The following is a 24,768-nucleotide window of genomic DNA, read 5'->3' on the forward strand; positions in this document are numbered from 1 at the left end:
GTCCGCCTGGCCACCCCCGCCCAACGACGCGCGATCTTCGCCCGCTACGCCACCTGCTGGATCGACGGCTGCCCCCTACCCGCCACCATGTGCCAGATCGACCACGCCGACAACTGGAGCACCGGCGGCCTCACCGACCTGAAACTGCTCGGACCCGCCTGCCAGTTCCACAACCGCGACCGCTACCGCCACCCCGACCGCTACACCCGCCGCAAAGAAGGCACCGACCGCTGGGCCTTCACCTACCACCCGACCCACATAAGAGCCCGGCGACTACGGATCTAGGCGGGCAGGACCCGAGGGTCGGTAGTGGGCTGTCTACGGACTCATCGGGGTAGAGGGAGCGGAGCGGAAGGGAGCGAGGACCGCAGCGAAGGCCCAGCGGAGCGGGCTTCGCGAGGACCGGAGGTTCCTTCCGGCGCAGTGACCGACCCGGCCCACGTGCACCGACCCGGCCCACGTGCACCGACCCAGCCAACGTGCACTGACTCGGCCAACGCTCGTGGACCGATCCGGCAACGTGTACCGACTCGGCCAACAGCCGTGGACCGATCCGGCCGAGGTTCGTGGACACATCCACTAGTCGAACAGCCCTGGCGGGGGGACGGGGGCGAGGACGGCGTCGCCGTCGTGGATGGGAGCGGCCCCCGCGACCAGACGGGTCAGGTCCTCGTCCGCCAGGCATCGAGCCTGGGTGAGGCCGCCCGCCGCCTTCCTGGTGAGTGCCTCGATCGGCAGGTCCCCGGGCGAGGCCGCCAGGACGACGTTGCCGAACCTGCGCCCGCGCAGGATGCCGGGTTCGGCCAGCAGCGCGGCGTGCGGGAAGACACGGCTCACCGTGGAGGCGACCCGCTTGACGAAGGGCAGGCCCTTGCCGTCCGCCACGTTGATCAGCGTGGTGCCGGAGGGGCGCAGGACGCGGGCGATCTCCGCCATGTACTGGACGGTCGCCAGTTCGACCGGCATCGTCGCGCCCGAGAACGCGTCGAGCACGAACAGGTCGGCCGAGTCGTCCCCGAGGTTCGCCGTCGCCGCGCGGCCGTCCGCCACCCGGACCTTCAGGCGGGGCACCGACTTGAGGTTGAGCTGGTCGCGTACGAGCTGGACCAGCCCGGCGTCCGGTTCGACGACGATGTGCCGGGAGCCGGGCCGCCGCGCGGAGATGTAGCGCGGGATCGTGCAGGCGCCGCCACCGATGTGGACGGCGTCGAGCGGGCCTTCGGGTAGGCAGTCGATCACGCTGGCCATGAGCTGCGTGTACGAGAAGTCCAGATAGGTGGGATCGGTCAGATCCACGTACGACTGGGGGACTCCGTCCCTGATGAGCATCCACCCGTCCGGCCGGTCGAGGTCGCGCAGGAGCTCCACCTCGCCGAAGGTCACTGGATAGCGGCCTGGCAACGGTTCTCTGCTCCTTGCCACCTATGGCTCCTTTCGCGTGATATGAGAACCGTATGCGGAACAGGGCCCTGCTCGCCCTCGTCATGGTCGCCGCGGCCATCTTCGTCTTCGGCGTTGCCGGACTCATTGTGTCCGGCAGGGAGGAGCCGGTCTCGGACTTCGTCGCCGCGCCGCGGGGGACGCCCGCACCCGCCGGCCCGCAGACGCTCCAACTCCGCCCGGACACATCTCCCGAGCCGTCCCCCGCAAGCTCCCCGGAGGGCTCTCCCGACGAGACGGCCGCCGCCTATTTCCAGGCCTGGGTCAAGAGCGACTACGACGCCATGCGCGAACTGGTCGACGATCCTCCGGACGACTTCGCGGACCAGCACCGCGAGTTCGAGGACGCCGCACTCTCCAAGTCGCTGCGGATCACGGTCGGCAACCTCGTACGCACCGGGGACGATACGGCCGAGATCCCCTTCACCCAGGAGCGCGACGAGCAGGACGCCGGCACCTGGCGCTTCGACTCCAGCCTGCACCTGGCCGTACGGGATCTCACCTGGAAGGTCGTCTGGACGCCTGCGGTCCTGCATCCGGAGATCCAGCCCGGCGGAAGTCTCGTCAGGACCGAGCCGGACGCCGGGCCGCTTCGGCCGGTGACGAGGGGAGGGCGGGAGTTCCCGCAGAACTCGGGCGCCGAGGCGTACCTCGACAACCTGATGAACCAGGGGGTGGCGCCCACGGCCGGCGTGGCCGTGGGATGGGCGCTGCAGATCGACAATCCGGGCCTGCCGGCGAAGACCGTCCTGTCCTACAAGCCCGAGAAGCGGCCGGTCGGCGTACGGACCACCATCGACTACGCGGTGCAGGCCGCGGCGGCCCGGGCGCTCGACGGCGTGCAGCGGGCCGCCATCGTCGCCGTACGGCCGTCCACGAGGGAGATTCTCGCGGTCTCGGACAAGCTGGGTGACCGGGCGGCGTTCGAGCGCAAGTACGCCCCCGGCTCGACGTTCAAGACGGTCACGGCGGCGGCCCTGCTCAACAACGGACTGTCTCCCGACAGCACGGTGGAGTGCCCTGCGGCCTACCAGATCCCCTTCCACCGGTCGATCCCCAACTACCACAACGAGGACCACGGGACGGTCACACTGCGCCAGGCGTTCGCCCTGTCGTGCAACACCACGTTCGCCCGGCTGACCATCGAGCGGCTGAACGGTGACACACTGGTCGACCAGGCCAGGGCGTTCGGCTTCGGCGTGCAGGGGGAGAGCGCCGGCACGAGCATGTGCGGCAGCCTGCGGCGGCCGGAGAACCCGGACGCGCTCGCCGAGGACTCCTTCGGACAGGGCACGGTCGAGGCGACTCCGCTGTGCATGGCGCTGGTCGCCGCCGCGGTGGAGAGCGGGGAGTGGCGGCCGGCCCGCCCGCTGGCGGACGAGGCGCCGCAGGGGGAGCTGCCGCAGAGCGTGGTGCCCCTGCCGTCCAACGTGGCGGAGGGACTTCGCTCGCTGATGAGCGCGGTCACGGTCGACGGGACCGCCGCCGGTTCGGAGCTGCCCCAGGGGGTCGCGGGGAAGACCGGCACCGCGGAGGACTGGCAGGGCGGTCAGGACCACGCCTGGTTCATCGGCTACCGGGGTGACCTCGCCTTCGCCGTGTTCGTCGAGCACGGCGGCACCGGCCGCGGTGCCGCCGTCCCCATCGCCGCCCGCTTCCTGAAAGCCCTTTAGGACCCTCAGACGCCGGGCCAGGCGAACCGGTGCGTGTGGATCCCGAAGTAGGTGAACGCCTCGGCCCTGGTGACGCCCGGCACCCGCTTGACGTGGTCGTTGAGCACGCTGAGCAGCTCGGCCGGTTCCCGGCACACCACCTCGACGAACAGGTCGAACGAGCCCGCCGTGAGCACCACGTAGATCACCCCGGACAGCTCGCTGATCCGGTCGGCGACCTCGTGCACGTCGCTGTCGACGCGGACGCCGATCAGCGCCATGACCGGCAGGCCCAGCGCCATCGGGTCGGTGACCCCGACGATCTGGACGACGCCCTCGTCGCGCAGCCGCTGCACCCGCTGCCGTACGGCGGGGGCGGACAGGCCGGTGGCCTCGGCGAGCGCGGCGTAGGAGGCCCGGCCGTCCCGCTGCAGCTCGCGCAGCAGGACCCGGTCGATCTCGTCCAGTGTCATGCGACCAGGTCGGCGACGGCGGCCGCGAAGATCTCGTGGTGCCGGTCGACGTCCGCCTCGGTGGTGGCGGGGGACATCAACGCCATGTTGTGGAACGGCGTGAGCAGCACGCCCCGGTTGGCCAGGTAGACGTGCAGGTAGTCGTCCAGGTCGGGGTCGCCGGCCGCGTTCGACTCGCCGCCGTTGCGGGGGGCCGGGCTGGTGAATCGATACTCGGCGCGCGCCCCGAGCTGCGTGACCGACCACGGCAGGCCGTGCGCGTCGATCACCTCCTGGACGCCCTTCGTGAAGCGGGTCGCCAGCTCGGTCATGGCGGCGAACGCGTCGTCGGTGAGCACGTGCTCCAGCGTGGCGCGCATCGCGGCGACCGACAGGGCGTTGCCGGCCAGCGTGCCGCCGACCCCGCCCATGTCGACCAGGTCGAGCCCGTCCATCGCCTCGATGCGCGCGGCGACCTCGGCGGACAGGCCGTAACCGCCGCTCGGGATGCCGCCGCCGATCGCCTTGCCGATCGTCACGATGTCGGGGTGCAGGTCCCACGCCTTCGTGCAGCCGCCCGGGCCCGCCGAGAAGGTGTGCGTCTCGTCGTTGATCAGCAGGCTGCCGTACCGCCGGGTCAGTTCCCTGACGCCCTCCAGGTAGCCCGGCTCGGGCAGCACGATCCCGATGTTGGTGAGGGCGGGCTCCATGAGGACCGCCGCGACGTCGCCGTACGCCAGTTCGCGCTCCAGCGAGGGCAGGTCGTTGAACTCCACGACGCGCGAGGTGACGGTGGGATCGACCGGCGCGCCGACGTTGCCCTCGCGGGACACCTGGCGGCCGTCCTGGTCGACGACGATCAGTACCTCGTCCACGCTGCCGTGGTAGCAGTAGCTGTTCACGAGGATCTTGGGCCTGCCGGTGATCGCCCTGGCCAGCCGGATCGCCCATCGGTTGGCGTCCGTGGCCGTCAGCGAGAAGCTCCAGTAGGGCAGGCCGAACCGGCGGCCGAGTTCGGCGCCGACCCAGGCGGCGTCCTCGGTCGGCATCATCACCGTGGCGCCGCCCCGGCGGCCGAACCGGTCGGCCACGGCGTCCACGGTGGCCTGAGGGGAGTGCCCGGCCATCGCGCCGGTGTCGCCGAGGCAGAGGTCGACGTACTCGTGGCCGTCGAGGTCGGTGACGCGGGCGCCGCGGGCCTCGGCGAGGTAGAGCGGGAAGCCCGCGGCCGTCTTGTTCATCCACGTCATCGGCACGCCGCCGAACAGGTGGCCTCTCGCCTGCTCGTACGCGGCGGCCGAGCGCGGGTTGCGCTCCCGGAACGCGTCGCGCTCGCGGTCGAGCAGCCGGGCCAGGCGAGTACGGTCGATCATCATCCCTGCCTCAGAAAAGATCGCTGCACTCCGTGCAGAACCACGGAATCTGAAGCAAAGGTACACAAACGCTTCCGAATCGTCACCCCATGGCCGCGAGCGTCCGTCGCAGTCCCTCCACGATCGCGGCCAGTCCGACCTCGAAGGACAGGTCCGCCGGCGGGCGTCCGCTTGCGGTCGCGGCGTCGTCGCGGGCGCGCACCGTGGCGGCGAAGACGGGGACCTGCGCGGCCAGCGGCCCGGCGTCGAACATGTCGGGCGGCGCCACCAGGTCGAGCGCCGAGCCGAGGATGAACGACTCCACGGCGACCATCACGGGGATGACCATCGCCTCCGGCCAGCCGCCGCGCCGCAGCCCGCCGACGACCTCCTCGTACATCCGCAGCGTCCGCAGGGCTCCGGTGATCGGCAGCGTGGCCAGCAGGGAGATCGCGGGCGGGTGGGCGGCGAACGCGTCGCGGTAGCCATGGGCCCACCGCACCAGCGCCTCGTCCCAGGGCAGCACGGCGAACATAGAGGCGTCGATGGCGTCGGAGACGATCTCGCGGACCGCCGCCAGGATGTCGTCCTTGCCGCTCACGTGGTTGTAGAGCGAGGACGGCCGCACGCCCAGCCGTTCGGCGAGGGCGGCCATGGAGAAACCCTCGGCTCCGGCGTCGTCGATGAGGGCCAGCGCGGCCCGCGCGATGGCCTCCCTGCTCAACACCGGCTTCGCCGGCCGTCCCACTCGCCGCCGCATTCGGCTCGCAGCCCCCTTCCGCTTTGCCCGCCGACAACCTATCCTCATCCCACTAAACGAACGCCATTCGATTTATCGGGACGCCCATGTCGCGCATCCTGCTTCGCCGCACCCTCTTTCACGGCGGCACCATCTGGACGGGCACCGGCACGACCACCGACGCCCTGTCCGTACGGGACGGCCGGATAGAAGCACTCGGAGCCGCCGCCCTGGCGGGAACCCACGACGACCGTGTCGACCTACGCGGCGGGATGCTGTTACCGGCCTTCGGCGACGGCCACTGCCATCCCGATCACGCCGGGTTCGAGGCGTTGGGCCCGCAGGTCAGAGGGCTGAGCACGGTCGCGGAGATCGTCGAGGAGGTCCGCCGCCACGCCGACGCGCATCCCGGCGACGGGTGGATCATCGGGGGCGGCTACGACGCCACGATCGTCCCCGACGGCCTGTTCGACGCCCGGTGGCTGGACGAGGCGGCGCCCGACCGGCCGGTCGCGCTGCGGGCCTGGGACTACCACACGTTGTGGTGCAACTCCGAGGCCATGCGGCGGGCCGGCCTGGACGCTTCGACGCCCGACACCCCTCGCGGCCGGTTCGCCCGCCGCCCGGACGGCGAGCTGCTCGGAACCATGATGGAGTGGGACGCGGTGGACGCGGTCCTCGCCGCCGCCCCGGCCCGCACCACCGAGGACCTCGTCACCGCGCTCGCCGCCGCCACCCAGGCGTACGCGGCGGCCGGGGTCACCTGGATCCAGGACGCGTGGGTGGAGCACGGCACGGTCGAGGCCTACCTGGAGGCGGCCCGCCGCGGGCTGCTGGCCACCCGGGTCAACCTCGCCTTCCGCGCGGATCCCGTGCGGTGGCGCGAGCAACTCGCCGAGTTCGCCGCCGACCGCGAGCGGGTGCGAACGCTCGGGCACGACCGGCTCACCGCCCGCACCGTCAAATTCTTCATCGACGGCATCCTGGAGAACCGCACGGCGTCGCTGCTCGCGCCGTACAGCGACGATCCCTGCACCCGGGGCATGCCCGTCTGGCCGTACGGCGAGCTGCTCGAGGCCCTGACGGCGGTGGACGCGATGGGCCTGCAGGCGCACCTGCACGCGATCGGCGACGCGGGCATCCGCACCGCGCTGGACGCGATCGAGCACGTGACGCGGGTGAACGGCCCGCGCGACCGCAGGCCGGTGATCGCCCACGTGCAGGTGCTCGCGGAGGAGGACCTGCCCAGGTTCGCCAGGCTCGGCGTGATCGCCAACCTCCAGCCCCTGTGGGCGCGCACCGATCCCCCGATGACGAAGCTGACCTTCCCCAGGATCGGGCCGGATCGGGCCCGGCGGCAGTACCTCATCGGTTCGCTGCTGCGCTCCGGAGTGCACGTATCCTTCGGCAGCGACTGGCCGGTGAGCGACCACCGCCCGCTGGCCGGGCTGCCGGTCGCGGTGACGCGGGAGAACGCCGAGCGTGAGCCGTCCGGTGGCTGGCTGCCCGAGGAGCGGATCGGCATCGAGGAGGCGCTGTCGGCGTACACCGCGGGGGTCGCCCACCAGGCGTTCGCCGAGGAGGAGCGCGGCACCCTGGCCCCCGGAAAGGTGGCCGACCTGGTCTGGCTGGACGGCGACGTCCGGCGGCTGGACCCCCATGACATCGCGGAGACGACGACCGTCCTCGGCACGTGGGCGGCCGGCGTGAGAACCTTCCTCCCAGCCAACAGGAGTGGCGTATGACCGAACCCGCCGGACTGAAGCGCGTCCTCGGCGTTCCCGGACTGACCTTGTTCGGGCTGACCTACCTCGCCCCGGTCGCCGTCTTCACCACCTATGGCGCCGTCACCCAGGTCACCGAGGGCCACCTGCCGGCGGCCTACGTGGTCGCCCTCGTGGTCATGCTGTTCACGGCGTTCAGCTACGGCAGGATGGCCAGGGCGTACCCCACCGCCGGGTCCGCCTACACCTACACCCAGCAGACCTTCGGCGGTCACATCGGCTTCATGACCGGGTGGACGCTGATGCTGGACTACCTGTTCCTCCCGATGATCAACTTCCTGCTCATCGGGATCTACCTCAACAGCCAGTTCCCCGAGGTGCCCCAGTGGATCTTCACCCTGGCGGCGCTGCTGCTGGTGCTCGTGCTCAACGTCGTCGGCATCACGGTGATGAACCGGGTCAACGTCCTGGTCGTCGGGCTGTCGGTGGTGCTGATCGTGGTGTTCGCCGCGCTGTCGCTGAAGCACCTGGCCGGTCACCCGGCGCCGTCGCCCTTCGCGCCCTTCACCCCGGGCTCGGGCGTGTTCGCGGGCGCGGCGATCCTGGCGCTGAGCTTCCTCGGGTTCGACGCCGTCTCGACCCTGTCGGAGGAGGCGAGGGAGCCCCGCCGGGCGATCCCCCGCGCCATCGTGCTCACCACGCTCATCGGCGGCCTGCTGTTCATCCTGGTCGCGTGGATGGGCAGCCTCGTCCACCCCGGGTACGACGACTTCGCCAACGCGGACACGGCGGGTGTGGACATCATGTCCGCGCTCGGCGGCGCCGCGTTCGAGACGATCTTCGTCGGGATCTACGTGGTCGGCGCCTTCGGGTCGGCCATGACCACCCAGGCGAGCGTCTCGCGCATCCTCTACTCGATGGGGCGTGACGGCGTGCTGCCCCGGGCGGCCTTCGCCCGGCTGCACCCGCGCTTCCGCACCCCGATCGTCGCCACCGCCGTGGTGTCGGCGGTCTCGCTCGTCGCGCTGTTCATCAGCCTGGACAACGCCGTGGTCATGGTCAACTTCGGCGCGCTCATCGCCTTCTCCATGGTCAACCTCACGGTCGTCAAGCACTACGTGCTCGACGAGGGGCGCCGCTCGGCCGCCGACCTGGTCAGGTACGGCCTGGTCCCGCTGGTGGGCTTCGCGCTGACGATCTGGCTGTGGACCAGCCTCTCGGGCGTCACGTTCACGGTCGGCCTGATCTGGATGGCGGTGGGGTTCGTCTATCTCCTCGCGCTGACGAGGATGTTCACCCGCAGGCCGCCCGTGATGAGCTTCTCGGATGCGGAACCTACCCTCGCGGCCTGAAAAATGTCCTCTTCAGGTGCTATCTGAGTGGAAACTATTCACATAGACGGCCAGATGTGAGGGAATCATCTCGTTTCCCAGTATGAGGCGGAGGCGAAATGGACCCCACCACTGTGCACGACGCCCTCGCACGGCACCTGCTCGTCGACGGCTACCGTCTCGTGCTCGACCTGGACAGGAGCGCAGGCTCCTGGCTGGTCGACGCCCGGGACGGCCGGAGGTATCTCGACTTCTACACGTTCTTCGCGTCGTCGCCCCTCGGGGTGAACCCGTTCGCCGACGACCCGGAGTTCGTCGCACTGCTCGGCCGGGTGGCCGCCAACAAGCCGGCCAACTCCGACATGTACACCGTCCACCTCGCCGAGTTCGTGGAGACGTTCCGGCGGGTGCTCGGCGACCCCGAACTGCCGCACCTGTTCTTCGTCGAGGGCGGGTCGGCGGCCGTGGAGAACGCGCTCAAGTGCGCCTTCGACTGGAAGAGCCGCTGGAATGAGGCCCACGGCCGCCACCCCGGCCTCGGCACCCGGGTCCTCCACCTCACCCGGGCCTTCCACGGCCGCGGTGGCTACACGCTCTCGCTCACCAACACCGATCCCGTCAAGACCGACAGGTTCCCCCGGTTCTGCTGGCCGCGCGTCGACGTCCCCGCCATCCACTTCGGGGACGTCGAGCGGGCGGAGGAACGGGCGCTGGCGCAGGCCAGGGAGGCGTTCGAGCGGTTCCGCCACGACATCGCCTGCTTCATCGCCGAGCCGATCCAGGGCGAGGGCGGCGACAACCACATGCGCCCCGAGTTCCTCCAGGCGATGCAGGCGCTCTGCCACGAGTACGAGGCCCTGTTCGTCGTGGACGAGGTGCAGACCGGCGTCGGCCTGACCGGCACCCCCTGGGCGTACCAGCAGCTCGGCCTGGCCCCCGACATCGTGGCCTTCGCGAAGAAGGTCCAGGTCGGCGGCATCATGGCGGGCCGCAGGGTGGACCTCGTGCCCGACAACGTGTTCCGGGTCAGCGGCAGGATCAACTCCACCTGGGGCGGCGGCCTGGTCGACATGGTGCGCTCCCGCCGGATGCTGGAGATCGTCGAGCGGGACGGCCTCATCCCGAGGGCGGCCATCCTGGGCGAGAAGCTGCTCGGCGCCCTCCAGGGGCTGGAGGCCGAGGGCCTGGTCGCCAACGCGCGCGGACGCGGGCTGATGTGCGCCTTCGACGTCCCCGACCCCGGAGCTCTGGTCACCCGGCTCCGGGAGGAACGCGCGATCCTGGTCCTGCGCTGCGGCGAGCGGTCCGTACGGCTACGCCCTGCCCTGTCCGTCCAGCCCGACGAGCTTGAGTACGGGCTGGACGGCCTGCGCGCCGTCCTCACCGGGGATCTGGCCGGGGGCTGACGGCGCCGCGGGCGCGGGTTCGCCGCGCCAGCGGCAGATGGCCGTCATCCTCGAGTCCACGCCCAGCTTGGCGTAGATGCGGTTGACGTGGTTCTTCACGGTCTTCTCGCTCAGGAACAGCAGCCGGGCGATCTCGCCATTGGAGCGACCGGTCGCGATCAGCTCCATGACCTCGGTCTCCCGCTTGCTCAGCCCCATTGCGGTGCGGTCGTCGATTCTCATCCGGCCTCCGTAGAAGACGATCAGAGATCGCCGAGGCCCCCGCACGGCGGTTGTGAGGCAGCATAACCCGCATCGTCCACCTTTGGGGAAAAGTGCACTGACTTGCCCGGGTCAACGCCCCCCACGGACCGTGACGGTCTCGAGGTGCGGATCGGCGGCGATCTCCGCCTCGGTGAAGCGCTCCGTGACCCACCCGCCGTGCGAGAACAGGGCCGTCTGGTCGGTGTGGTGGGGCGAGGCGGGGTTGGCGGACAGGGAGTAGGTGAGGACGGTCCGCGTGCGCGGGCCTTCGGGAGTGAGCGCGACGGCCATCATGAAGCTGGATCCGGTGTTCACCTCCGGGTAGCGTCCGTCCGTGCCCAGCGGTCCGCCCGTGCGCACCCGGTCGAAGCAGCCCTCCCCTTCCGTGCAGCCGGGGATCGGGATCGAGGCGTAGCTCTGCGCCTGCCCGGGGGTGAGCGTCAGGGGGATCCTGTTGGACGTGAAGTGGAGCACGGCGTCGGCGAGGGCCTGCCGCACGGCCGGGTCGTCGGTCTTGAGCCCGCTCGGGGTGGTCAGCGGACGCGCGGGATCGAACGGCACCCGCCAGGGGCTGAAGACCGGCTCTCCCGGCTTGGTGGGACGGCCCAGCCGGGTGAAGAACTCGCGCCACAGGACGGCGCCCTCGCCGTCCAGGGTGGCGCGCCCGTTCCACTTCCCCAGCGTCCGGCAGGCCTCGCGCGCGTCCCGGAGTTCGGAGTCGGTACGGCACAGCTTCAGCAGGTCGTCGCGCATGAGCTCGAAAGTGAGGTTGCGCTTGCCGCGCACCGTGGCCTGCAGCGTCTCCAGTGTGAAGCCGGGCGCGCCGAGACCGTCGGTCCCGGACAGCCGCTGGGCGATCATGTCGAGGCTGACCCGGGGACGCGGCTCCAGTTCGGTGCCCGTCTCGCCGTACGCCTTGGGATAGCCGGTGAGCGGCTTCGCCGGGTTCGTCATCCAGTAGGTGTTGTTGGAGTTGGCCACGTAGTCGGCGCGGATCAGCCTCGGCTGGTTGCCCGGCCCGAAGACGCCCGGCACGACGGCGTCTCCGTCCCTGCCCCACATGCACGCGGAGGTCGAGCCGTCCAGGACGTACGCCTCGAGGCCCGGAACGGGCGAGGGCCCGGGCGAGGGCTTGGCGCAGCGCTTCGCCTCGGCGTCGGTGACGTGGGGGACGACCGAGGTGTCGGCGAAGTAGGCGGTTCCGCTCGCGTCGGTGGCGAGGGTGTGGACGAACGGCATCCCCTGGTGGGTCCGCTGGGCCGCCCGCAGCTCGTCGAGGCTGCCCGCCCTGGCCATCGCCAGCCACTCGTCGGCCGCCCGCAGGTTGGCTGCGTTCGCGTCGGCCAGCGCGTACGCGGCCTCGTCGGTACGCCCGACGGCGAGCACCGGGCCGTAGCGGGAGGTGCGGAGCGTGTGGCCGGAGACGGTGCCGTCCGGCAGGGTGACCTCCACCTCCTGCTCGCCCATCGGCTCCGCCCGGCCGTCCACCAGGTAGCTTTGGTCGTCCGCCAGCTTCAGCCGGTAGACGGTGAAGCGCTGGGCGTGGGAGACGGTGTGGGTCCAGGCGACCCTGGCGTTGTGGCCGATCTGGACGACCGGCGTGCCGTACAGGCTGCCGCCGGAGACGTCGAGCACGCCGGGGATGGTGAGCTGCACCTGGTAGAAGCGGCGGATCCCCTGCCAGGGGAAGTGCGGGTCGGCCAGCACCATGCCGCCGTTCCCGCGCGTGGCCTGACGGCCGAGGGCCCAGGCGTTGCTGCCCGCGGCCGGCTTGGGCCGCGGTCCCTCGTCCTCGGCCTCGCCGACCCCGGCGATGGCCTCCTTGAACTGGGAGCTGCCGACCATGCGGTCGAGGTCGAGCAGGTTGTTCCACATGTCGGTGGCGGTGATCGGGCCGACCCACGCCTTGCCCCGGCACGTGGGGTCCGGCAGGTTCTCCACGCCCGTGTCCGCGAGGTAGCGGTTGTATCCGGCGACGTAGCCGTCCACCAGGCGGCGCAGCTCGTCGCTCGGGCCGACCGGCGCGGGCCGGGCCAGCAGCCGCCGTACGACGCCGGATTCGGCGACGCTCTTGTAGTAGACGTCGCTGGCGAGGTTGGCGACCGGGCGGACCGGGTCGTCGGACTCGGCCTTCGGGCCGAAGTAACGGGAGCGTTCGCCGCGCAGCGTCACCATCCAGGAGGCCAGCGTGCACAGGTTGTCCTGGGCGAAGGCGTAGCCGTACCCGAATCCGAGGCCGCCGTAGTCCTTGGCGGTGACGTGCGGGATGCCGTACTCGGTGCGCCGGATCGTGGCCGAGTAACTCCCGTCGGCCGCCGCGGCGGGCACGGGAGGGGCGAGTAACGCCAGCGAGATCGCCGCGGCAGGCATGAGCTTCATGGGACTCCTATTCGAAACGCGCGTTGTCGGGCGTGGTCATGCGCCGCAGCAGCGGCAGCGTCGTGAGGATCACCAGGAGGGAGGCGGCCAGGCCGCCGCCGAGGGAGGCGAAGTAGACGGGTCCGGCATCGCGAACGACGCGCTCTTCATCGCGAGGGCGTCGATGAGCGGCTCGGCCACACCGAAGCCGGCGCCGGCGGCGAGCGCGGCGGCCAGCACGAGCGGCAGCGCCGACTCCAGCAGCACCACCGCGGCCAGGGTACGCGTGGGCGTGCCCGCCAGCCGCAGCAGGGTGAACGGCTGCCTGCGCTCCACCAGCCCGCCGCCGGCCGCCACCACGAGGCCGCAGGCGCCGGCGATCAGGGTGAGCCCGACCATGGCCAGCGCGACGTTCTCCGCCCGGGTGTACAGGTCCGCCCTGACCTGGGCGACCTCGGCGAAGGTCATCGGCGCTTCGACGGTGTAGCCGGCCAGCAGGGTGCGCAGCCGCTCCAACGTCGCGGGATCGCGTGTGGTGATCATGACGGCCGCCAGGTCGAGCCCGTCGGCGGAGGCGGGCGGGCTGGCCGGGCCCGCCAGCGGAAGGAGTCTGTCGACGGTGAGGGGGTTGTCGGCGCCGACGATGCGGGCGAAGTTGCCCGCCACGGCCCGGGCGCCCCTGCCGTCGATGTTCACAGGGCAGCGGCCGAGCACGGGGGAAGCGGGCCAGATCGGAGCACTCGACGACGTACGGCGCGGGCGGCGGGCCGTCGGGCCGCGGGGGGACGACTTCCATGTCCGCTCTGGCGTAGATCGGCAGCACGTCCACGCCCGGGCGGGCGCGCAGCCGGGCGAGCAGCTCCGTCCCCGCCCGCGGTGACAGGCCGGAGACGCCAGGCCGGGAGAACCTGGCGCCCAGGACGTCGTTGAGCGTGCCCCCGGCCACCTTCTGCTGCCCGGCGACCACCGTCGGCACGAGGGCGGCGATCGTCGTCCCGATGAACACCGCCAGCACCAGCCCGCTCACCGACCTGAAGGCGGTCTTCGGATCGGCGGCCAGGCGCCGCGCGGCCAGCAGTGTCGCCCCGCCCCGGGTCAGCCGGGCGGCCAGGCGTGCGGCGACCATGGTCAGCCAGGGGCCGGCCAGCATCAGCCCGGCCATGACCAGCGCGAGCGCGACGAAGGCCAGCAGATCGTCGGGCTTGCCGTTGCGGTACACCGGGCCCAAGAACATCCCCAGCCCCGCCAGCAGCGGGATCACCCGCCACGCTCGCGGCGGGGACGCGGCGGTCTTCCTCGCCACGCCGAGCGGCGAGATCCGCACCCGGCGCAGCGACCACAGGGCGGCGCAGGCCGCCACCACCGGCACGCCGCCGAGCACGGCCGCGTACTGCCAGAGGTGCGGGGCGACCAGGTCGGGGAAGAACCGGGCACCGGTGATCCGCACCCCGGTCACGGCAGGCCGTACGAGCTGGAAGATCGCGAAACCGGCCAGTGTGCCGGTCAGCGCGCCCAGCGCGGCGTCCACCGCCGCGAGCACGTTGACCTGCCGCGTGGTGGCGCCGACCAGGCGGATCGCGGCGAAGCGGGTCTCGCGGCGAGCCGCGGCCAGCCGGGTGGCGGTGCCCACGAGCACCAGCAGCGGGACGATCAGCCCGACGGCGGCGAGGCCGAAGCCGAACCGGTAGACGTCCGCGCTCTCGTCGACCGCGGGCATGGTGGAAACCGTGTCGACCTGCCTGGCCCCGGGCATGGCGGCGACCTGGTCCGGCGTCCGTCCCACCACGACGACCAGCTCGTCGGGCCCGGACAGCGCCGCGTCGCCGATCAGCCCGGCGCGGGTGCCGGGGAAGCGGGCGGCCAGTTCCTCAGGGGGTGCCGAGTCCAGCAGCGCGGCCAGCGCGGGCGAGGCGTAATACTGCCCCGGGCCGGGCATGCGGGACAGGCCGGGGACGACCGGTGCCCGGGCGCCGAGCGCGGCGGCGTCCAGCCTCTTGATCGTCCGGCCCCCGTAGAAGTCCTCGTGGTAGTTCCACAGCGCGCCGTCGGCCGTCGCGTCGAGGGCCCAGCCGCTGGGCGCCGAGCCGTTCGTGCACTCCCAGCAGGCACGGCCGCCGGTGGCCTGGAAGGCGTTGAACAGCGACAGCGTGGCCAGCAGCACGGCGACGCCCGCCGCCACCCCGGCGACGATCAGCGCCAGCCTGGCCGCCGCCTCCCTGCCGCTGCTCAGCGACAGCCGCAGGCCCAGCCGGATCATCGGACGGCCCCGGTCGTGTACGGGTCGGAGACACGGCCGTCGCGCACCACGACCTCCCGGTCGGCGCAGGCGGCCACGCGGGCGTCGTGGGTCACCACGATCACGGTGGCGCCCTCCTCACGGGCCAGGCCCACCAGCAGGTTCATCACGTGCTCGCCGGTGAGCGTGTCCAGCGCGCCGGTCGGCTCGTCGGCGAAGACCACCCGAGGCCGGGTGACCAGCGCTCTGGCGATCGCCACGCGCTGCGCCTGCCCGCCGGACAGCTCCCCGGTGCGCCGGCCGCCCAGGTCGGCCAGCTCCAGCCGCTCCAGCCATTCGGCCGCCCGCCGCTCGGCGTGCTTTCTCCTGGTACGGCCCAGCAGCAGCGGCAGCATCACGTTGTCGGTGACGGTCAGCTCCGGCACGAGCTGGCCGAACTGGAAGACGAAGCCGAAGGCGGTGCGCCGCAGTTCGCTGCGGCGGCCGTCGTCCAGCGTGTCCAGACGGCGTCCGTCGAACCACACCTCGCCGCTGTCCGGCGTGAAGATGCCGGCCAGGCAGTGCAGCAGCGTCGACTTGCCCGAGCCGCTGGGACCCATGACCGCCACGACCTCGCCCGCGGCCACCGACAGGTCCGCCTCCCGCAGCGCGGGCGTGCTGCCGTAGGAGCGGCTGACCTTCCGAGCCTCGATGATCACGACGCCCGTACCGTCTCGGCCAGGGCCCCCAGCCGGGCCTGGGTGACGTCGATCCATCGCAGGTCCGCCTCCAGGTGGAACATGGCGTGGTCGGCCAGCAGGGCGTCGGTCAGGGAGCCGCCGCGCTTGACCTCCGTCAGTTCCCGCATGCGCCGCATGTGCGTGGCGCGCTGCGCGTCCAGGTAGCCGGCCGCGTCCCGGCCCAGCATCAGCGCCAGCACGACCTTGGTGAACAGCACCGTCTGCAGGTACGGCTCGGCCGCGACCGGCTCGGCCAGCCACGTGGCGACCTCCTGCCTGCCCAGGGGAGTGATGGCGTAGCGCTTGCGGTCCGGCCCGTCGCCCGGTTCGCTCTGCCCGGTGACCTTGCCGTCCCTGGCCAGGCGGCCGAGCGTGGAGTACACCTGCCCGAACGGCAGTGGCCTGCCCCGGCCGAAGAAGGTGTCGTAGTCGCGTTTCAGGTCGTATCCGTGGCTCGGCTCCCGTTCGAGCAGGCCGAGCAACGCGAGGGGAACGGTCATGCCCGCAGTCTATACACCGAGGGTATATACGCGGGTGATAGCTGCCGATGAAAAAGCGAACGGCCGGTCCGTCGGGACCGGCGTTCGCCATTGGGGTGAGTGATGGGACTTGAACCCACGACATCCAGGACCACAACCTGGCGCTCTGCCAGCTGAGCTACACCCACCATGTCCGCCGTGCGAGGCGTACGAAGAAAGTGTAGCGGTATTTCGGAGTCCTCCGCGCCCTCAATACCGCTCGCCCTCCGCGTCGGGGCGTCAGGACCCGGAGACGGTCTCCGCGACCTCGCGGGCGGTGGCGGAGTCGGGGCCGGGCTGTGGCACGAAGACCGCGGCCCGGTAGTAGCGCAGCTCCCGGATGCTCTCGGTGATGTCGGCCAGGGCGCGGTGCCCGCCCTGCTTCTCCGGTGAGGCGAAGTAGACCCGGGGATACCAGCGGCGGGCCAGTTCCTTGATCGACGAGACGTCGACCATCCGGTAGTGCAGGAACGCGTCCACCAGCGGCATGTCCCGGGCGATGAACGCGCGGTCGGTCGCGATGGAGTTGCCGCACAGCGGCGCCTTCTTGGCCTCGGGCACGTGCGAGCGGATGTAGTCGAGCACGACGGCCTCGGCCTCCGCAAGGGTCACCCCCGTCGCGAGCGCCCGCAGCAGTCCGGAGGTCGTGTGCATCTCGCGCACGACCTCGGACATCTGCTCCAGCGTCTCGGCGGGGGGCTTGATGACGACGTCCACGCCCTCATCCAGCTGGTTCAGCTCGCTGTCGGTGACGATACAGGCCACCTCGATCAGCGCGTCACGGCCGAGGTCGAGCCCGGTCATCTCACAGTCGATCCAGACCAGCGGGTCAGTCATGGCTCAAGAGTAATGCTGAAGGGTAATGCGGACGTCACTGAGATTGGAGCGAGTCCTCGACGCGCTTGATGACCGACTGGTCCAGGTTGTCCGGCACCGAGACGTACAGCATCGCGGGACGGGCGTTCTGACCGCGGTCCACCAGGATGATCGCGCCCTTCTCCTTCTTCCACTTCAGGTTGTTGGCCTCGGCGACCTTGGTGAAGTCCATCTCGAACTCGAGGACCCAGCCCTGCTTGCCGCTCACGGTCAGCGCCTCGTTGCGCAGGATCTTGCGATCGTGCTGGATGCCGTACCAGCCCTGGTCGTAGGTGAGCAGCAGCCCTTGAGCGAGCCGCCCGAGGCCCTGGGCGCCGCTGTAGGGGAAGATCTGGGGCACCTCGGCCGTGTAGACGCTGCCGACCCAGTCGTTGCCCCTGCCGTCGTAGTTCGCCTGGGATGTCGCCTGGCAGCCGCTCGTCCACAGCGGACTCGTCGGGTCGGCGGGGTTGTTGACGTCCTTCGACTCCGGCACCTGCCACTTGTCGCCCGGGTACGCGTACGACAGGCCGGTCGCCGGGTCCTGGATGCGGCCACCGGACGGCTGGGGGAGCTGGGGCAGCGGCGGGGCGGACTGCTGCGGTTCCTGCCGGGGCGGCACGGTCTGGTCGAGCTGCGGGGCCGTCGCGGTTGCGTCCGGCCGGGCGACGGTCACGCCGGCGCGATCGCGCAGGACGATGACCGCGCCGCCGATGACCAGCGCGAGCACGACCACCGCCGCGATGCCGCCCACGATCCACGGCCAGACCGGCGCCGTACGCCGCGGCGCGCCGAACTCGGGCATCGGAAGCTGTGCCGTGTGGTTCGGAGGCCCCCACTGGGGTTGCGTCCACTGTGGGGCCTGCTGCGGGACATGCTGAGGAGCCTGCTGTGGGGCCTGTTGCGGGGCCTGTTGCGGGGCCTGAGGCGGCGCCCCGGCCTCCTGCCCGTGAGCGTGGGTGGCGTCGGTCCACTGGGTGCCGTCCCACCAACGGAGGAGAGGGGAGCCGTACGGGTCCGGATACCAGCCGGCGGGGGTCGTCGTCATGCGCGCCACACTAATGAAATCAGCATTTGTAGGTGAAACTTGCCCTGTCCTGGATCGGCTTTCCGGACGTCGTGGGGGACAGGACCCGGAGCGTGGCCGTGCCCTTGAACGACCCCGATCCGGTCACCTTCCAGTGCAGGGGGAGGTCCACCGACGTGTCTCCCGAGGAGATCCGCTGCTCCTGCTCCAGCGGCTTGCGGTCGTCGCTGCGGATCCAGAGGTAGCGGATCGTCCCGGCCTCGCCGTTGGTCGTGACGACGCCGACGAAATCGGCTCTGCCGTCGCAGCGCACCGTCTTCTTGGGCGCCTTGACGTCGACGTCGCTCACCGCGAGCGGCGCGCCCGGCGTCTGACGCAGCCACAGGATCACCGCCGCGATCAGGATCGCCAGCAGCAGCGTCCCCGCCCACGCCGTCGTACGCCTCCGGCGCCGCCGGGGAGCCGTCTCGCCGGTCTGGGTGGCCGTGATGGCGTTGGAGGTCTGCCCGGCCCGCCAGATCTGCGCCGCGGTGGTCTCGGTGGGCACACCCGGCCCGAACCGCATCATCACGTCGCCGGGGGCGTCCGCCGCACCTGGCAGGTCGAGCAGGGTCACCGCCTCTCCGCCGGAAGAGCCGGCCGCCGCGCCGGCGGGGAACTCGGGGGACGCGGGCGCGGAGAAGCCGTGTGCCGCCTGGGCCAGCCGTTCCCTGCCCAGGCCGGGGAACGCGTCGCGCTCGGCGAGCAGGGTGTCTCGCGCGGCGGCCAGCCCATGGGCCGCGGCGCGTCCGCGCGCCGCAGCGCCGCCGCGGCGTGCCCCTGACCGCAGTTCGCGGCCAGCGCGCCGGCGAGCGCGACCCACGCCGCGACGTCCTGCTCCGCGGACGCGTGCTCGCCCCGCAGCGCCCGCAGCAGGCCGCGCTCGGCCAGCAGCACCGAGCCGTCCTCCCCGATCACGACGGTTCCGGCATGCAGCGCGCCGTGAGCCGACCCGGCGGAGTGCACGGCGAGCAGCGTCTGCGCGGTCTCCAGGAGCACGGTCGCCGCGCCGCCCGGGTCCAGGCGGCCGGCGGCCATCAGATCGGCGACCGCCGGCGTCGCCCGCGCGGTGATCAGCCAGACCTCGTCACGCGCGGCCACCAGGTCGATCACGGGCAGCAGCCCGATCGGGCCGCCTCCCTGGAGACGCACGTCGGCACCGACCGCCGCGACGAGGCGTTCACGTGCCTCGGCCGTCGCGACGGCCCGGGGATCGAAGCGCAGCACACCGGACGGCCGCCCGTCGGGGGAGACGGCGTCCGCCCAGGTGCCGACCTCGCTGGGCCGGGTGCGGCCGGTGAGCCGGTGTCCCGCGACCGTCACGCCTTCTCGCATGCTCACATGGCCAGTGTGGCGGGAACCAGGCCGGTCGTCACCAGGCGGCGCCGGGTGAGAGCGTCAGAGTGGGCGGGTTGTCGGTCGGGGGGATCGGTCGAGGGCTGCGTCGAAGGCTGCGGCGAGGGCTGGGTGGAGGGCTGCGTCGTGGGCGGATTGGAAGTCGGCGTGGGCTTGGGCTGCCTGGTCGTCGGCGGGTTGCCGGGCGGGTCCACCGTGACCGTGGGCTCGTCCGAGGGAACGGGCTTGGGCGAGGGCTTCGGCGTGGGCTTGGTGGTGGGTTTGGCCGTGGGTCTGGTCGAGGGCTTGGCGGTCGGCTTCGGCTTCGGCGAGGGGCTGGGCCTGCGGGTCGGCTGGGTCACGGTGGGCTGCACGGCCGGCGTCGGGGACGCGCCCGGCTTGGGGCTGGTGGCCGCCGGGGTGGGGGTGGCCTCCTCCGGCTCCTCGGTCGGCTCCTCGGTGGGGTCGCCGCCGGAGTCGTCCTCGACCTCGATGGACGAGGGATCGACCGCGGGCGGGCTCGACGTCTCGATCGTCGTCCCGGCCTGCAGGGTCGTGCCGCCGCTCACGGTCTGGACCAGCGCCACCGTTCCGCCCGCGATCACGACCATCCCGGCGAGGGTGAGGCCGATCTTCATGCGGGTCTGGCTCAGCAGCCCGCCGAGCCTCGTCTCGGCCAGCGCGGTGCCGGTCTCCGGGGCCTTCTCCTTCAGCGGGAAGAACGGCACGAGCAGCCCGGCGAGCGCCGCGAGCCGGCGCCGTCCGCGCTCCTCCCAGGCCGGGCCGTACGCGCCGGAGGCGACGGCCTCGAGCTCCCGCAGGAACTCCTCGGCCGACGCGAACCGGTCCTCCGGCCGCTTGGCCATGCCGCGCTCCACGAGGTCGCGCAGCGGGGGCGGCACCTCGTCGACCGGAGGAGGGGTGGCCTGGTGCTGGCGGGCCAGCGCGGCCATGTTCTGCGCCCGGAACGGCCGGCCGCCGGTGAGGCACTCGAAGAAGACGACGGTGGCGGCGTAGACGTCGCTCGCCGGTCCGGCCTTGCCGCCCGACCACTGCTCCGGGGCCATGTACGGCGGCGTCCCTGCCGCCCTGACCCCCTCGCCGGACTGCGCCGCGATGCCGAAGTCGACGAGCTTGCTGGTGCCGTCGGCCTCGACCATGACGTTCTCGGGCTTGTAGTCCCGGTGGACGACGCCGATGGAGTGCGCCGCGGCCAGGCCGAGCAGCGAGCCCTTCAGCACCGTCAGCGCGGCCTCGGGGCCGGTCGGGCCCTCGGAGCGGAGCATCGCGCGCAGCGAGACGCCGTCGATGAGCTCCATGACGATGGCGGCGCCGCGCGCGGTCTCGACGTACTCGTAGAAGCGCGCCGCGTGCGGATTGGGGTCCATGGCGGCGAGCAGGCGGGCCTCGTGCCGGAACCGGGCGACGAAGTGGAGGTCCGCCATCAGCTCGTCGGACAGGTACTTGATGGCCACGGGGACGTCGTCGGCGTCGTGCCGTGCGAGCACCACCCGCCCGGCGCCCCCCGTGCCGAGTTCACGAATCTCCGTATAGCCGGGGACGCGCCAGGCGCCCGTCTGGCCGTGCATAACGGTCTGTCTCCTCATCGCCTGGGGCCCCCGCCAAATGACGAGACCGTAGCTTAGTGACGGACCGCCCAATGCGCCGAGAAGTCATGATTTAGTCAGTCGCTCCTGTCAGGAGCGGTGGCCCCGATCCTCGACGTGCGGGGGAACCGGGATGCCGGGCGCGAGGCGGGGGTCGGGCTCGGGAACGCCCCACGACACGGTGAGCGGCAGCACGCCGGCCCAGACGGGCAGGTCGTAGTCCTCCTCGTCGTCCTTCGGCGGCCCCTGCCTGACCTTCACGGACGCCTCCTCCAGGGGCAGGGCGACCACGGCGGTGGCGGCCATCTCCTTGCGGTCCGGCAGGCGTACGACGTCCCACTGCCCGGGGGCGAGCTGCTCGGTGATGGCCCGCAGGCCGGCGAGCCGCTCCTCGGGGTCGTCCACCATCCGGGCGAGGCCGTAGACCATCGCGGACCGGTAGTTCACGGAGTGGTGGAACGCGGAGCGCGCCAGCACGATCCCGTCGAGGTGGGTCACGGTGACGCAGACCGGGTTGCCGAGCGCGGCCCGCAGCGAGGTCGCGCCCGTGGAGCCGTGCAGGTAGAGGGTGTCGCCGATCCGCCCGTAGCCGCTGGGGATCACCATGGGGGACCCGCCGGCCAGCACTCCGAGGTGACAGATGAGCCCGGCGTCCAGGATCGCGTACAGGTCGGCGCGGTCGGTGCGGGCGCGGTCCTTCGAGCGGTTAAGGGTGGTACGGGCGGTTGTGGAGAGCATGTCCGTTACGTTAGGTCGAAGTGGACCGGTGGAACACGTCCACTCTGCGCCGATACGGAGAGACCACTTTGCGCCTGACCATCGATGTGCCGCTGGCGGTGGACCGCGAGTCCCCGGTGCCGCTCGCCGTCCAGGTGGCCGGCCAACTGCGGGAGGCCATGCGCACCGGCCGGCTCAGGGCGGGGGAGCGGCTGCCGTCCACGAGGGGCCTCGCCGCCCTGCTGGGGGTCAGCAGGACCGTCGCGACCGACGCGTACCAGCAGTTGTACGCCGAGGGGTGGCTGGACGGGCGGCACGGCTCGGGCACCTACGTGGCCGACGACACCCTGCCATACGAGAAGCCCGTCGCGCAGGCGGCCGAGACCCGCGGGGCCGTCCACCGCGCGCCGGCGCCCCCGGGAGTGGTGGACCTGGCGGCCCCGGGCCGGCCGTGGGTGCTCGGGTACGACGAGGCGGCCTGGCGGCGGGCCTGGCGCTCGGCCGGCGAGCTCGCGCTGAACGCGTTCCCCGACCCCTACGGCCATCCGGAGCTGCGTGAACTGCTGGCCGAGCACCTGCGCAGGGCCAGGGCCGTACCGGTGGGCGCGGGGAACGTCATGGTCACCAGGGGCACCGGCAACGGCCTCGACCTGATCGCCGCCACGCTGCTCGGCCCGGGAAGCCGGGCCGGGGTGGAGGAGCCGGGCTGGCGGGCCGCCCGGCGGATCTTCGCCTCCCGGGGCGCGGAGGTGGTGCCCTGCCCGGTGGACGAGCAGGGCGTGATCGTCGAGGCGCTCCCCGACGACCTGCGGGTGCTCTACACCACGCCCGCGCACCAGTTCCCGGTCGGCGGCAGGCTGCCGATCCCGCGCAGGGAGAAGCTGCTCGCCTGGGCGCGCAGGACCGGCGCGATCGTGGTCGAGGACGACTACGACGCCGAGTTCCGCTACGACGTCGCGCCGCTGCCCGCGCTCTACGGGCTCGACCCCGGGCGGGTGGTGCTGCTCGGCACGCTGTCGAAGTCGCTCGGTCCCGACGTCGGGCTCGGCTGGCTGGTCGCCCCCGCCGGCCTGCTCGACGCCGTCGCCGAGCGCCGGATGCACCTCGCCGACCGCACGTCCGGGCCGGTCCAGCGGGCCGTGGCGACCCTGCTGGAACGCGGCGACCTCGACCGGCACCTGCGCAGGATGCGGCTGGAGTACGCCCGCCGGAGGGCGGCCATCGTCGAGGCGCTCGGGCCGTACGTGCGGGGCGACACGGCCGGGCTCCACGTGATGGTCACCCTGCCCGCCGGCGTGGTCCCCGGCCTCGTACGGCAGGCCGGGGAACGCGGCGTGCTCCTGGACACCACCGAACCCCACCACCTCGGGCCGCCTCGGGTGCACGGCCTCGTGCTGGGCTACGGCTCGGCCTCCAGGGCCGACGTACGGCGCGGGTGCGCGGTGATCCGGGAGCTCATACCTCCTGAAGGAGCCTGAGCTCGCTCCTGGGCAGGGGGACCTCCAGGTTGAGCGCCTCCTCGCCGATGATGCGGGCGATGTCGATCGATCCCGGGTCGCCCTCCCTGGTGCCCGGCACCTGGGAGTGGCCGAAGTGGCCGCCCCGCGCCCACAGCCGTTTGCTGCGCTCGGCGGCCAGGGAGTGCGGATAGGGCAGCGGAGGGCCGGCTGGCCAGCGGCGCGGCACCTCCCAGGAGTCGAGCCAGGCCAGGATGTCGTCCAGGCCGTCGAGCTTGGTGTCGGTGAACGGTTCCCTCGCCGAGCCGATGACTTGGATCTGCACGCAGACCCGTCCGTTCCTGCCGCGGTCCGCGGCGAGCCCGCCGCCCGCCCTGGTGGGCGGGAGCAACTGGACGATCTCCCCGGTCACCGGGTTCCACACCAGGTGGGAGGGCCGGCGGAGCTGGATCAGCCGCTGGGCGACGGATCTGGCCGAGACCCCTTGGGGATCGGCGGGCCAGATGAACCAGACGGTCCTCGGGGCTCCTCCGAGCATCGCTCCGGAGTCCCCGGGGGAGGGAAGTCGGCTTGCGCCGGGCAGCCATGCTTGGGCCACAATGCCCCCTCAAATCCTCGGTCGCGTCGTTTTTCCCCTTTCAAACTTCCGCTGACACCTCGCGAATCCTGATTGTTACTGGCGGGTGCCAATCTTCCAACTTTGGTGTAACAACTGGTGATCCTGTGACGGATGCGTCAGGAAGAGGGGGTGGCCGCGACGTCGCCGGCCGGCGGCGGGCTGTCGCCCGATCCGCCCGACGACCCGCCTGGGGACTCGGTCGTGGGACGGGACGTGGGACCGGTCGTGGTGTCGGAGGTCGGGTCGGGCACCGGGCCGGCGTCGCCGTTCCCCTCCCGGCCGTCCCAGGCAACCCGGCACGAGGGCCGGCCGGCCGAGTACTGGCCGGCCGTGGACTCGAAGGTCACCACGCCCCTGCCCGCGACGCCGGGATCGACGACGGCGAGCGTGACCCGGCCGCTCGCGCCCGCGCGGAGCCTGCCGTGCCGGGGCGAGACCGCGATCCCGCCCGAGGTGACCGCCGTCCACTCGACCACGGCGTTGCGCGCGGCCAGCGTGATCGACGCGCCCGCGGCCCCGCCCAGGTCTCCGGGGCACAGCGCCGTCAGCGCCGGCTTGGGCGCGCGTGGCGTACGGGTGGGAGACGTGGGAGACGGCCGCGACCGCCCCGAGGGTGCGGTGGTGTGGGGCGGGGCGGTCGCGGCCGATTGGGGGGAACCGTCCGGTGGGGGTGTCTCGTCGCCGGAGGCGGCGGGTGTCGCCGTGGGCGGGTCGCTTTCCTCCGGGCCCAGCGCCAGGTCTTCGGAATCTCCGGGGCGGGGTTTCCGGGGGCAGGGTCTCCGGGTGCCGCCGTCGGAGGTACGCGTATCGCCTCGAGCCGTTCGGCCGGAGCCTGACCGGAGACCAGCGCGAGCCCACCGGCCGCGCCGAACACGCAGACGGCGGCGAGCATGACCGGGGCGGTCCGCAGCGGGCGGGAGCGGGCCCGCCCGCGGCCTGTCC

At 72.1% G+C, this 24,768-nt stretch carries 23 protein-coding genes, 1 tRNA gene and 1 pseudogene; 6 read left to right on the plus strand and 19 right to left on the minus strand.

Going from position 1 to position 24,768, the window contains the following annotated elements; all coding sequences use genetic code 11:
* The coding region (locus tag B1L11_RS47525) for an HNH endonuclease signature motif containing protein (RefSeq protein WP_079320314.1) at positions 1-285 on the plus strand (285 nt) is incomplete at its 5' end.
* Between the two features lie 294 nt (positions 286-579).
* On the opposite strand, the gene B1L11_RS39305 is transcribed toward B1L11_RS47525, so the two are convergent.
* Positions 580-1,422 carry a spermidine synthase gene (locus tag B1L11_RS39305; protein WP_256863275.1) on the minus strand — a complete coding sequence of 281 codons (843 nt, stop codon included), beginning with the start codon at positions 1,420-1,422 and terminating at the stop codon, positions 580-582.
* Positions 1,423-1,454: 32 nt separating this feature from the next.
* On the opposite strand from B1L11_RS39305, the gene B1L11_RS39310 reads away from it, so the two are divergent.
* Positions 1,455-3,113 (plus strand): penicillin-binding transpeptidase domain-containing protein, encoded by a 1,659-nt coding sequence (locus tag B1L11_RS39310; RefSeq protein WP_079320315.1) that lies wholly within the window; start codon positions 1,455-1,457, stop codon positions 3,111-3,113.
* 5 nt (positions 3,114-3,118) lie between these two features.
* Here B1L11_RS39310 and B1L11_RS39315 read toward each other — a convergent pair whose 3' ends face one another.
* From B1L11_RS39315 to B1L11_RS39325, 3 genes are all read right to left on the minus strand, one after another.
* Positions 3,119-3,565: an Lrp/AsnC family transcriptional regulator gene (locus B1L11_RS39315; protein WP_204051412.1), complete on the minus strand. Its 447-nt coding sequence runs from the start codon at positions 3,563-3,565 to the stop codon at positions 3,119-3,121.
* Positions 3,562-4,920 (minus strand): transaminase, encoded by a 1,359-nt coding sequence (locus tag B1L11_RS39320; protein ID WP_079320316.1) that lies wholly within the window; start codon positions 4,918-4,920, stop codon positions 3,562-3,564. The genes B1L11_RS39315 and B1L11_RS39320 overlap by 4 nt, the downstream gene beginning before the upstream one ends.
* A gap of 79 nt (positions 4,921-4,999) precedes the next feature.
* Positions 5,000-5,644, minus strand: coding sequence for a TetR/AcrR family transcriptional regulator (locus B1L11_RS39325; RefSeq protein ID WP_218671589.1), 645 nt, complete (start codon positions 5,642-5,644; stop codon positions 5,000-5,002).
* A gap of 98 nt (positions 5,645-5,742) precedes the next feature.
* On the opposite strand from B1L11_RS39325, the gene B1L11_RS39330 reads away from it, so the two are divergent.
* From B1L11_RS39330 to lat, 3 genes are all read left to right on the plus strand, one after another.
* Positions 5,743-7,380, plus strand: coding sequence for an amidohydrolase (locus tag B1L11_RS39330; RefSeq protein WP_079320318.1), 1,638 nt, complete (start codon positions 5,743-5,745; stop codon positions 7,378-7,380).
* Entirely contained in the window at positions 7,377-8,711 is a 1,335-nt protein-coding gene (locus B1L11_RS39335) for an APC family permease (protein ID WP_079320319.1), read from the plus strand. Before B1L11_RS39330 ends, B1L11_RS39335 begins: the two co-directional genes overlap by 4 nt.
* A gap of 98 nt (positions 8,712-8,809) precedes the next feature.
* Positions 8,810-10,096 (plus strand): L-lysine 6-transaminase, encoded by a 1,287-nt coding sequence (gene lat, locus B1L11_RS39340; protein ID WP_079320320.1) that lies wholly within the window; start codon positions 8,810-8,812, stop codon positions 10,094-10,096.
* Here the strand turns inward: lat and B1L11_RS54355 are convergent.
* The 13 genes and pseudogenes from B1L11_RS54355 to B1L11_RS39400 all read right to left on the minus strand — a co-directional run bounded on the left by B1L11_RS54355 (position 10,004) and on the right by B1L11_RS39400 (position 21,771).
* On the minus strand, positions 10,004-10,318 hold the full coding sequence (locus B1L11_RS54355; RefSeq protein ID WP_079320321.1) for a response regulator transcription factor: 315 nt from the start codon (positions 10,316-10,318) through the stop codon (positions 10,004-10,006). The two genes, lat and B1L11_RS54355, sit on opposite strands and share 93 nt — an antisense overlap.
* Before the next feature lie 111 nt (positions 10,319-10,429).
* Positions 10,430-12,718 (minus strand): penicillin acylase family protein, encoded by a 2,289-nt coding sequence (locus B1L11_RS39350; RefSeq protein ID WP_256863276.1) that lies wholly within the window; start codon positions 12,716-12,718, stop codon positions 10,430-10,432.
* Between the two features lie 69 nt (positions 12,719-12,787).
* On the minus strand, positions 12,788-13,240 hold the full coding sequence (locus tag B1L11_RS55570; RefSeq protein ID WP_372974771.1) for an FtsX-like permease family protein: 453 nt from the start codon (positions 13,238-13,240) through the stop codon (positions 12,788-12,790).
* Between the two features lie 787 nt (positions 13,241-14,027).
* Positions 14,028-14,954, minus strand: a pseudogene (locus B1L11_RS55575) (hypothetical protein); the annotation flags it as partial.
* Entirely contained in the window at positions 14,951-15,688 is a 738-nt protein-coding gene (locus B1L11_RS39360) for an ABC transporter ATP-binding protein (protein ID WP_079320322.1), read from the minus strand. The pseudogene B1L11_RS55575 and the gene B1L11_RS39360, both read right to left, overlap by 4 nt.
* Positions 15,628-16,152 carry a PadR family transcriptional regulator gene (locus B1L11_RS39365; RefSeq protein ID WP_079320323.1) on the minus strand — a complete coding sequence of 175 codons (525 nt, stop codon included), beginning with the start codon at positions 16,150-16,152 and terminating at the stop codon, positions 15,628-15,630. Before B1L11_RS39365 ends, B1L11_RS39360 begins: the two co-directional genes overlap by 61 nt.
* Before the next feature lie 91 nt (positions 16,153-16,243).
* Positions 16,244-16,319, minus strand: a tRNA-His gene (locus B1L11_RS39370).
* 91 nt (positions 16,320-16,410) lie between these two features.
* Entirely contained in the window at positions 16,411-17,007 is a 597-nt protein-coding gene (gene orn, locus B1L11_RS39375; protein WP_079320324.1) for an oligoribonuclease, read from the minus strand.
* Between the two features lie 34 nt (positions 17,008-17,041).
* Positions 17,042-18,073, minus strand: a complete 1,032-nt coding sequence (locus tag B1L11_RS39380) for a DUF2510 domain-containing protein (RefSeq protein WP_079320325.1) — start codon at positions 18,071-18,073, stop codon at positions 17,042-17,044.
* Between the two features lie 19 nt (positions 18,074-18,092).
* Positions 18,093-18,668: a hypothetical protein gene (locus B1L11_RS39385; RefSeq protein WP_079320326.1), complete on the minus strand. Its 576-nt coding sequence runs from the start codon at positions 18,666-18,668 to the stop codon at positions 18,093-18,095.
* Entirely contained in the window at positions 18,665-19,432 is a 768-nt protein-coding gene (locus B1L11_RS39390) for a hypothetical protein (protein WP_143737877.1), read from the minus strand. The genes B1L11_RS39385 and B1L11_RS39390 overlap by 4 nt, the downstream gene beginning before the upstream one ends.
* On the minus strand, positions 19,429-21,015 hold the full coding sequence (locus tag B1L11_RS39395; protein WP_079320328.1) for a serine/threonine-protein kinase: 1,587 nt from the start codon (positions 21,013-21,015) through the stop codon (positions 19,429-19,431). Before B1L11_RS39395 ends, B1L11_RS39390 begins: the two co-directional genes overlap by 4 nt.
* Positions 21,016-21,123: 108 nt before the next feature.
* On the minus strand, positions 21,124-21,771 hold the full coding sequence (locus B1L11_RS39400) for a pyridoxamine 5'-phosphate oxidase family protein (protein WP_079320329.1): 648 nt from the start codon (positions 21,769-21,771) through the stop codon (positions 21,124-21,126).
* 68 nt (positions 21,772-21,839) lie between these two features.
* On the opposite strand from B1L11_RS39400, the gene B1L11_RS39405 reads away from it, so the two are divergent.
* Complete coding sequence (locus tag B1L11_RS39405) at positions 21,840-23,228, plus strand: PLP-dependent aminotransferase family protein (RefSeq protein WP_079320335.1); 1,389 nt, start codon at positions 21,840-21,842, stop codon at positions 23,226-23,228.
* Here B1L11_RS39405 and B1L11_RS39410 read toward each other — a convergent pair.
* Together B1L11_RS39410 and B1L11_RS39415 are read right to left on the minus strand one after the other, a co-directional pair.
* Positions 23,206-23,745, minus strand: coding sequence for a hypothetical protein (locus B1L11_RS39410; protein ID WP_079320330.1), 540 nt, complete (start codon positions 23,743-23,745; stop codon positions 23,206-23,208). The two genes, B1L11_RS39405 and B1L11_RS39410, sit on opposite strands and share 23 nt — an antisense overlap.
* A gap of 197 nt (positions 23,746-23,942) precedes the next feature.
* Positions 23,943-24,302 (minus strand): hypothetical protein, encoded by a 360-nt coding sequence (locus B1L11_RS39415; RefSeq protein ID WP_079320331.1) that lies wholly within the window; start codon positions 24,300-24,302, stop codon positions 23,943-23,945.
* Between the last annotated feature and the right edge of the window lie 466 nt (positions 24,303-24,768).

It is taken from the genome of Microbispora sp. GKU 823 (assembly GCF_002027145.1).
In the GTDB taxonomy this organism is placed as follows: Bacteria; Actinomycetota; Actinomycetes; order Streptosporangiales; family Streptosporangiaceae; genus Microbispora; species Microbispora siamensis.

Bases quoted from the DNA above. Each gene is read 5' to 3' on its own strand.
- B1L11_RS39310 (WP_079320315.1), top strand. From the start codon at position 1,455: ATGCGGAACAGGGCCCTGCTCGCCCTCGTCATGGTCGCCGCGGCCATC.
- B1L11_RS39315 (WP_204051412.1), bottom strand. From the start codon at position 3,565: ATGACACTGGACGAGATCGACCGGGTCCTGCTGCGCGAGCTGCAGCGG.
- B1L11_RS39320 (WP_079320316.1), bottom strand. From the start codon at position 4,920: ATGATGATCGACCGTACTCGCCTGGCCCGGCTGCTCGACCGCGAGCGC.
- B1L11_RS39330 (WP_079320318.1), top strand. From the start codon at position 5,743: ATGTCGCGCATCCTGCTTCGCCGCACCCTCTTTCACGGCGGCACCATC.
- B1L11_RS39335 (WP_079320319.1), top strand. From the start codon at position 7,377: ATGACCGAACCCGCCGGACTGAAGCGCGTCCTCGGCGTTCCCGGACTG.
- lat (WP_079320320.1), top strand. From the start codon at position 8,810: ATGGACCCCACCACTGTGCACGACGCCCTCGCACGGCACCTGCTCGTC.
- B1L11_RS54355 (WP_079320321.1), bottom strand. From the start codon at position 10,318: ATGAGAATCGACGACCGCACCGCAATGGGGCTGAGCAAGCGGGAGACC.
- B1L11_RS39350 (WP_256863276.1), bottom strand. From the start codon at position 12,718: ATGAAGCTCATGCCTGCCGCGGCGATCTCGCTGGCGTTACTCGCCCCT.
- B1L11_RS55570 (WP_372974771.1), bottom strand. From the start codon at position 13,240: ATGATCACCACACGCGATCCCGCGACGTTGGAGCGGCTGCGCACCCTG.
- B1L11_RS39360 (WP_079320322.1), bottom strand. From the start codon at position 15,688: ATGGATCGACGTCACCCAGGCCCGGCTGGGGGCCCTGGCCGAGACGGT.
- B1L11_RS39365 (WP_079320323.1), bottom strand. From the start codon at position 16,152: ATGACCGTTCCCCTCGCGTTGCTCGGCCTGCTCGAACGGGAGCCGAGC.
- orn (WP_079320324.1), bottom strand. From the start codon at position 17,007: ATGACTGACCCGCTGGTCTGGATCGACTGTGAGATGACCGGGCTCGAC.
- B1L11_RS39380 (WP_079320325.1), bottom strand. From the start codon at position 18,073: ATGACGACGACCCCCGCCGGCTGGTATCCGGACCCGTACGGCTCCCCT.
- B1L11_RS39395 (WP_079320328.1), bottom strand. From the start codon at position 21,015: ATGCACGGCCAGACGGGCGCCTGGCGCGTCCCCGGCTATACGGAGATT.
- B1L11_RS39400 (WP_079320329.1), bottom strand. From the start codon at position 21,771: ATGCTCTCCACAACCGCCCGTACCACCCTTAACCGCTCGAAGGACCGC.
- B1L11_RS39410 (WP_079320330.1), bottom strand. From the start codon at position 23,745: ATGCTCGGAGGAGCCCCGAGGACCGTCTGGTTCATCTGGCCCGCCGAT.